This window comes from uncultured Microbacterium sp. (assembly GCF_963521695.1).
Taxonomy (GTDB): domain Bacteria; phylum Actinomycetota; class Actinomycetes; order Actinomycetales; family Microbacteriaceae; genus Microbacterium.
This window is the reverse complement of record NZ_CAUQWC010000183.1, coordinates 1-7,161: the sequence shown is the minus strand read 5'-3', so window position 1 is coordinate 7,161 and position 7,161 is coordinate 1. Positions and strand designations below refer to the sequence as shown.

General features: G+C 69.9%; 9 protein-coding genes. 3 read left to right on the top strand and 6 right to left on the bottom strand.

The features are described from left to right. Positions 1 to 825, bottom strand: an 825-nt coding sequence (locus tag RWP81_RS12660) for a siderophore-interacting protein (protein ID WP_314456624.1), incomplete at its 3' end; no start/stop codon positions are given. Positions 826 to 903: 78 nt separating this feature from the next. On the opposite strand from RWP81_RS12660, the gene RWP81_RS12655 reads away from it, so the two are divergent. Beyond that, positions 904 to 1,125, top strand: coding sequence for a hypothetical protein (locus tag RWP81_RS12655; protein WP_055955651.1), 222 nt, complete (start codon positions 904 to 906; stop codon positions 1,123 to 1,125). 4 nt (positions 1,126 to 1,129) lie between these two features. Here the strand turns inward: RWP81_RS12655 and RWP81_RS12650 are convergent, their stop codons facing one another. From RWP81_RS12650 to RWP81_RS12635, 4 genes are all read right to left on the bottom strand, one after another. After that, positions 1,130 to 1,888: an ATP-binding cassette domain-containing protein gene (locus tag RWP81_RS12650; RefSeq protein WP_314456621.1), complete on the bottom strand. Its 759-nt coding sequence runs from the start codon at positions 1,886 to 1,888 to the stop codon at positions 1,130 to 1,132. A gap of 31 nt (positions 1,889 to 1,919) precedes the next feature. Then, the gene (locus tag RWP81_RS12645) at positions 1,920 to 2,930 is read right to left on the bottom strand and encodes an iron chelate uptake ABC transporter family permease subunit (RefSeq protein WP_314456619.1); all 1,011 of its coding nucleotides are present in this window, start codon (positions 2,928 to 2,930) and stop codon (positions 1,920 to 1,922) included. Further along, entirely contained in the window at positions 2,923 to 3,888 is a 966-nt protein-coding gene (locus RWP81_RS12640) for an iron chelate uptake ABC transporter family permease subunit (RefSeq protein ID WP_314456617.1), read from the bottom strand. The genes RWP81_RS12645 and RWP81_RS12640 overlap by 8 nt, the downstream gene beginning before the upstream one ends. 103 nt (positions 3,889 to 3,991) lie before the next feature. After that, positions 3,992 to 4,960 carry an ABC transporter substrate-binding protein gene (locus RWP81_RS12635; protein ID WP_314456615.1) on the bottom strand — a complete coding sequence of 323 codons (969 nt, stop codon included), beginning with the start codon at positions 4,958 to 4,960 and terminating at the stop codon, positions 3,992 to 3,994. 80 nt (positions 4,961 to 5,040) lie between these two features. Here RWP81_RS12635 and RWP81_RS12630 point away from each other — a divergent pair, with 80 nt between their 5' ends. Continuing rightward, the gene (locus RWP81_RS12630; RefSeq protein ID WP_314456613.1) at positions 5,041 to 5,817 is read left to right on the top strand and encodes a siderophore-interacting protein; all 777 of its coding nucleotides are present in this window, start codon (positions 5,041 to 5,043) and stop codon (positions 5,815 to 5,817) included. On the opposite strand, the gene RWP81_RS12625 is transcribed toward RWP81_RS12630, so the two are convergent. Beyond that, positions 5,814 to 6,803: a GNAT family N-acetyltransferase gene (locus RWP81_RS12625; RefSeq protein WP_314456611.1), complete on the bottom strand. Its 990-nt coding sequence runs from the start codon at positions 6,801 to 6,803 to the stop codon at positions 5,814 to 5,816. The two genes, RWP81_RS12630 and RWP81_RS12625, sit on opposite strands and share 4 nt — an antisense overlap. A 143-nt stretch (positions 6,804 to 6,946) precedes the next feature. Here RWP81_RS12625 and RWP81_RS12620 point away from each other — a divergent pair. Next, a partial coding sequence (locus RWP81_RS12620; RefSeq protein WP_314456608.1) for a DUF4287 domain-containing protein occupies positions 6,947 to 7,161 on the top strand: 215 nt, incomplete at its 3' end.

Sequence of the window (7,161 nt, the reverse complement as noted above, 5' to 3'; positions counted from 1 at the left end):
CCGCCAGTATCCGGTGAAAGAGATCATCCGTTTGTCGACGCCGACCCGCACCCAGTGCCGACGCATCGCCGCGACCAGGGACTGCTCCCCCGCCACCCAGGCGTAGGCGGGGACGACCGCACCCGCCTCACTCGCCCCGACCGCCGACGTCAGCACGGCATAGCCCGGGGTCGCGTGAGGATCGTCGCGCACGACCCACGACACGGCGACGCCGACCGGCGCGGCCAGGTTGCGCACGTCGCCGGCATCGGGCACCTCGATGAAGGCGCTCCCCGTCGCGTCGGCGGGAAGGGACGCCAGGATGCCGGCGAGCGCGGGGAGGGCGGTCTCGTCGCCGACGAGCGCGAGGGGGCCGCGCAGACCGGTGGGCGGCGCGAACAGGATGCCCTCGTCGAGGATGGCGACCGCGTCGCCTGAAGCACAGGTCTCGGCCCAGGATGCCGCGGGACCCGCCGTGCCCGCGGCGGCGGAGCCGTGCCGCACGAAGTCGACGTCGAGTTCGGGCCCCTGCGCACCGCCGGAGCGGAAGCCCGCGACGGTGTAATTGCGCAGCACCGGGCGCTGGGTCTTCGCGATCGCGAGGTAGCGCAGGTACGCGAAGGTGTCGAGACGGTTCGGCAGTCGCGTGAGCGTCCCCTCGGCGACGGGCAGGAAGAGGCGGAACCACTGGTCGGCGCCCATCGGGGTGAAGCGCTCCAGGTCGGATCCGCCCAACGTCACGCGCTCGAAAGTCGGTGACAGACGACGGCGATGCCTCACGTACAGGGTCAGCAGTTCGCTCTTCTCGGGCGCGACGCGCTTCTGCGCGGCGGTGGTCCGGGCCATCAGCCCCTCCTTCTTCTCGGTGTCGATGGGACGCAGCGCGCCCCGCCCCCGCCGGCGCCGCACCGTAGGCTGTGCGACATGACGCAGACGGGAACCGGCTGGCCTCGCGGCCGCACGTATTGGGTGCTGGGCAGCCTGCTTCTCTTCGGGCTGGGTGTCCTGTTCGGCCTGGTGTGGCAGAACGTGTGGCTGGGTGTCGTCATCGCCGCGGCGGTGTCGGTCGGGTGGCTCATCGCCTACGAATCCAGCCGCGGCCGCAATGTCGGTGTCAACGACGAAGACAACGGCATCCAACTCTGAGATCTCATCGGTAGTAGACCGCCAGCGGGTACGGCCCGTCGCGGCGCACGTCGATGGGTGTGCCGAACACCTCCTCGAGGGTCGATGACGACATGAGATCGTCCGGTGTACCCACGTGCACGACCCGCCCCTCGGACAACGCGACGATCCGGTCGGCGTAGGCCGACGCGAAGTTGATGTCGTGCACGACGATGACGATCGTCTTTCCGAGTTCGTCGGCCGCGCGGCGGAGCTGGCCCATCATCGCCACCGCGTGCTTCATATCGAGGTTGTTCAGCGGCTCGTCGAGCAGGATGTAGTCGGTGTCCTGCGCGAGCACCATGGCCACGTATGCGCGCTGGCGCTGCCCGCCCGAGAGCTGGTCGAGGTAACGCCCCGACAGCTCGGCCAAGTCGAGGAAGTCGATGGCCTCGTCGATCTTGGTGTGGTCGTCGGCGGTCAGACGCCCCTGCGAGTGCGGGAAGCGCCCGAAGCCGACGAGTTCGCGCACGGTCAGGCGCGTGACGAAGTGATTCTCCTGCCGCAGGATCGACACGGTCTTGGCGAGCGCCCGTCCGGGCGTGGCCGTCACGTCGAGGCCTGCGACGGTGACGCGGCCGCCGGTGGCCGCCGTCAGGCGCCCGACGATCGTCAGCAGGGTGGATTTGCCCGCGCCGTTCGGACCCACCAGGGCGGTGACTCCGCCGGCGGGGATGTCGAGGGTCACGGGACCGAGCACGGTCACGTCGCCGTAGGTCATGGTGACGTCGGTGAGCGAGATCACGGGACGCGCCGTCCCGGCGAGCGGGTGAGCATCAGAGACTCCCCTTCCGGAGGAGGTAGACGAGGAAGAAGACGCCGCCGACGAACTCGATGATGATCGAGAGCATGCCGGCCGCGTAGAACACGTGCCGCAGCACGAAGTACCCGCCGAGCAGCGTGGCCATGCCCAGCAGCACGGCGAAGGGCAGCACCACCCGATGCTGCGACGACCTCGCGAGCTGGTAAGCGAGGGTGGCGACGATGAAGCCGAAGAACGTCATCGGCCCGACCATGGTGGTCGACACCGAGATCAGCACGGCCACGAGCACGAGCATCCCGATCACCTCGCGCCGATAGGCGAGCCCCAGGTTGACGGATGCCTCACGGCCGAGCGCCAGCACGTCCAGGCGGTGTCGCGCGCGCCAGACGACGGCGAGCACCGCGGCGACGACCAGCGCCGCCCACGGGAGGTACTCGGCATCCGAGTTCGAGAGGTTGCCGAAGAGGCGGGCCGAGAGGATGTCGAAGTCGCTCGGGGTGAGCAGCCGCTGCATGACGGTCGACAGCGAGCCGAATCCGACGCCCAGCACGACCCCCACCAACAACATGATGTGGAGGTTCCCGCGGCGGCCGGCGAACAGCCAGCCGTACAGCAGCGTCGCGAAGCTCACCATCAGCACGCTCTGCACGGCGACCTTGAGCAGCCCGTCGGTCGCCGACAGGGCGGCGCTACCGAAGAAGAACACCAGCGCGGTCTGCATCACGACGTACAGCGCGTCGAAGCCCATGATCGACGGGGTGAGGATGCGATTCGCCGTCGCCGTGTGGAACAGCACCGTCGCGACCGCCTGGCAGCAGGCGACGAGGGCGATCGTCGCAACGCTCACCACGCGCAGGATCACCGCCAACCAGAAGGCCCGCGAACCGGGCTCACCCGGGACGTTCCACGTCAGCACGCCGACGGCGGCGACCGCCACGATCAGGATCAGGATGCCGAAACGCAGGGCGATCCGCGGACGGCGGGCCGCGAGCGCCGGGGCCGACCGGGTCAGGGTCTCAGCCACGGGCACGCATCCTCAAGAGCAGGGTGATGAACACGGCGGAGCCGACGACCCCGAGGATCATCGAGACGGGGACCTCGAACGGCATCCGGATGACGCGTCCGACGATGTCGCAGACGACGACGATCGCCACGCCCCCGACGCACACCCAGGGCAGGTTCGCGCGGGCGTTGTCGCCGCGCCACATCGACACGAGGTTCGGAACGACCAGGCCCAGGAACGGCAGAAAGCCGACGACGACGGTGGTGACGCCGGTGGCGACCGCGACGAGCCCCGTACCGATGAGCAGGACGCGGGTGTGGTCGAGGCCGACCGAGGTGGCGATGTCGCGCCCGAGACCGGCCACGGTGATGCGGTCGGCGTACAGGAACACCAGCAGCACGACGATCGCGGCCACCCAGAGCACCTCGTAACGGCCGCGGACGATGGAGGTGAAGCTCCCCATGAACCACGTGCCGAGCATCTGGAGCGAGTTGGTCGAGACCGCCAGGTACGTCGTGAACGCCGAGACCACCGCCCCGAGCATGATGCCGATGAGCGGCACGACGAGCGAGGAGCGCAGCGAGATGCGCTGCAGGATGCCGATGAAGATCATGGTCCCGACGAAGGCGGCGAGGGATGCCACGATCATCCGCACGGGAAGAGGCGAAGCCGGTGCGATCAGCACCGTGACGAGCAGGCCCAGCGCCGCCCACTCCGACGTCCCCGTGGTGGAGGGCTCGACGAAACGGTTCTGCGTGAGCAGTTGCATGATGAGGCCCGAGACGGCCATCGCGCAGCCGGCGAGGACGAGCGCGAGGGTGCGGGGCACGCGCGAGATCCAGAACATCTCGCCCCCGAACTCGTCGGCGGTCAGGTCGTAAGCGCCGACGAACAGCGACACGACGACGAGCGCAGCGACGCCGATCACGGCGAGTGGCAGCGCCGACCGTGCGCGCGGGGGGATGGTTGTGGAGGTCATGGCATCCGTCCCGCCCCACGCGCGTGAGGGGTCATTCTCTGTCGCCTCGGAGCGGCCGAGGCGACAGATGTCGACCCCTCACGCGAGGGGGCCGGTGGGCGGGTCAGGAGGCGAACGCCTCGGCGGCGGAGCGGTAGAGCGTCGTGTAGGCCTGGATGCCCTCGTCGAGGTAGAAGCTGCCGTCGAGGTAGACGATCTGCCCCTTCTGCACGGCGGGGACGTTCTTCAGCGCTTCGGCGTTCTCGATGAGCTCCTTCGCCGAGACGTAGCCGTCCTCACCGAACATCGCGTCGCGATCGAGGACGAAGAGCCACTCGGGGTTGGCGGCGGCGATCGCCTCGACGCTGATGTCGTCGCCGTGCGAGGCGTCTTCGGCGGACCGCTCCAGAGCGGGGGTGAGCCCCAGGGTCGGGAAGAGCACGCCGACACCACGGCCCTCACCGGGAGCGGCGTACGCGATCTTGCCGCCCGAGGTGATGAGACCCATCACGCTCTGGGACGGGTCGTAGGCCGCCTTCGCATCGGCGATAGCGGCATCGAGGTCGGCCGAGAGCTGCGCCGCCTCGTCGTTCTTGTCGAAGACGTGACCCAGGATCGTCGTCTGGCGCTTCAGCTCCGAGGCGTGGTCCTCACCGTCGCGGGGGCTGGTTTCGATGGTCGCCGGCTGGATCTCCTTCAGCTGGTCGTAGATGTCGCGGAACCGGTAGCCGCCGACGATGAGGTCGGGCTCGGCGGCGAGGATGTTCTCGATGTTGGGCTCTCGGTGCAGGCCCGCGTCGAGCACCTCGTCGCCGCCGGAGAGCGAGGGCCAGAGGTCGTACATGAGGGGCTTCGGGGCGGCGGCAAGGGTCACGCCCCATTCGCTGAGCGTCTCGAAGGTCGTGTTGTCGAGTGCGACGACGCGCTCGGGCGCCACCGGGACCTCGATCGAGCCGTGGTTGTCTTCGACCGTCACGGTCGTCGCGGCGGCGGCGTCATCTGCGGGGGCGGCAGCTCCCGAAGAGCATCCGGCGAGGGCGAGAGCAGCCACCAGGGATGCGGCGGCGAGGGGGCGGAACAGGCGGGTCGTCATGCGAATCTCTCCAGTGCTGTGTGTGAGTCGAGCCGCCACCGGCAGGGGTAGCGACGATTCGTTAGGTTAGCCTTACCTGCATGCCCATGTCGAACCAGAGCGACTCCGCCCGCCTCGAGCCCCGTCGCCACGACCTCGTCTTCCGTTCGGCAACCCTCGCGCGACGGACGCACGTGACGCCGTCGTACGTGCGCCTGCGTCTCGAGGGGCCTGAATTGAGCGGCTTCGACTCCCCCGGCGCCGACGACCACATCCGCGTCTTCTTCCCGTCGGGCGCCGACGACGACCTCCGCGCCGCGCCGAGCCGCGAGTACACCCCGGTGACCTGGGATGCCACGGACGGCTGGCTCGACGTCGACGTCGCGCTGCACGGGGCCGGCGTCGGCAGCCGGTGGGCCGAGACGGCCGCCATCGGCGCACCGGTGGGCGTGGCCGGCCCCCGCGGCTCGATGGTGCTGGTGGGACGCCCCGACGCGTGGCTGCTCGCCGGCGACGAGACGGCGGTGCCCGCGATCCGTCGGTTCGCCGCGCAGATGGACGACGACGCCGTCGGTCGCATCGCCGTCGAGGTGCCGGATGCCGCGCACGATCTCCCCGTCGCCGCACCTCCGGGCGTCGAGGTGGTGCAGCTGCACCGGGGTCGGCGCCCCGCGGGCGAGGAACTCGTCGATTGGCTCGACTCCCTCGACGTCGAGGAGCGTCCCGACGGGTGCGTCTTCGGCTTCGTCGCCGCCGAGCAGTCCGTGGTGCGGGCAGGGCGCTCGCTGCTGCTGGACCGGTGGGCGGGCGACCCCGCCGCCACGGTGGTGAAGGGCTACTGGAAGCGCGGCACCACGGAGTACCACGCGCCGCACTAAGTGCGCTCGACCGACACCTCGTCGTCGTCGTGCGACACGTAAAGAGCGCACGTGGTGTCGTAGTAGTCGCGCGTCTCGCCGGCGGGATGCAGACCGATCCGCTCGGCGACGGCACCGGATGCCGTGTTGGCCGGGTTCGTGACCGCCACGATTCGACGGATGCCGTGGTCTCGAGCGAGCCCCAGGACCGCAGCCGCCGCCTCCGTCGCGTGGCCGTCGCCCCACGCATCGGGGTGGAAGTGCCATCCGATCTCGATGTCTTCGGGACGCCCGTCGCTGGCCCCCGCCGACCACGGGATGCGCTTCAACAGAACGGTGCCGAGCGGACGACCGTCGGCGGTCTCGACCGCTCGCGCACCGAGCAGACCCTCGCTCAGTCCGGCCCAGCGATCGAGCAGGGCGTCGACCTCGGCCGCGTCGACCATCACGCGCCCGTCGCCCAGGTAGCGACGCACCTCGGGGCGGCGGTACATGTCGAACAGGAACGCACGATCGCCGTCGTCGCGCGTCCATTCGCGGAGCACGAGACGCTCCGTGACGAGGCGCGTGCGCCGCATCGGAACGTGCGGAATGCCGTCTTCGGCGAAGGGCGGGCCGGACACGACGAAGCCGAAGCGCCCGTACCACCCCGCGAGGTGCGCCTGCGCGTCGAGCAGGATCGGGATGCCGGGCGCCTCGGCGTCGAGAACCTCGACGGCCGCGCGCATGAGATCGGCGGCGATACCGCGGCCCCGCGCATCGGGGGCGGTGGCGACGCGCCCGATGCGCGTGTTCTGCGTCTCGTGCAGGATGCGCAACGTGGCCAGCACATCGTCGCCCTCGACCGCCCACATGAGCTCGGCACCGGACTCGATGTCGCGGCCGTCGATCTCGGGGTAGGCGGCCTCTTGCTCGACGACGAACACGGTGACCCGAAGCCACAGCAAGCGGTAGAGGGTGAGGGGGTCGATCGCGGCGACGGGCGCCCGATGCAGGGTGACGGCCATCTTTCGACCGTACCCCGCGGCTCCGACATCTCTCCTCCGCGGGCCGGGTGGAGGTTCGAGCCGACGTGGGATGCCGCCTCCCGTCCGGCATCGACACACGGCGACGGATGGATCGGTGTCGCAGGGCGCGCTACTGTCCGGATATGTCATTCCAGTCGTATCTCGACAACATCGAAGCCAAGACCGGCCTGACTCCGCGGCAGTTCATCGCGCTCGCCGAGGAGCGCGGGTTCGGCGCCGGCACGAAGGCGACTCCCATCCTGCAGTGGCTGAAGGACGACTACGACCTCGGACGCGGCCACGGCATGGCGCTCGTGCACGTCATCACCAAGGGTCCGAAGATCAGCGCCGCGCACGT

What these genes read in the sequence shown, in the direction of transcription:
- RWP81_RS12655 (WP_055955651.1), top strand. Translation starts at nt 904, where the DNA reads ATGACGCAGACGGGAACCGGCTGGCCTCGCGGCCGCACGTATTGGGTG.
- RWP81_RS12640 (WP_314456617.1), bottom strand. Translation starts at nt 3,888, where the DNA reads ATGACCTCCACAACCATCCCCCCGCGCGCACGGTCGGCGCTGCCACTC.
- RWP81_RS12635 (WP_314456615.1), bottom strand. Translation starts at nt 4,960, where the DNA reads ATGACGACCCGCCTGTTCCGCCCCCTCGCCGCCGCATCCCTGGTGGCT.
- RWP81_RS12630 (WP_314456613.1), top strand. Translation starts at nt 5,041, where the DNA reads ATGCCCATGTCGAACCAGAGCGACTCCGCCCGCCTCGAGCCCCGTCGC.
- RWP81_RS12625 (WP_314456611.1), bottom strand. Translation starts at nt 6,803, where the DNA reads ATGGCCGTCACCCTGCATCGGGCGCCCGTCGCCGCGATCGACCCCCTC.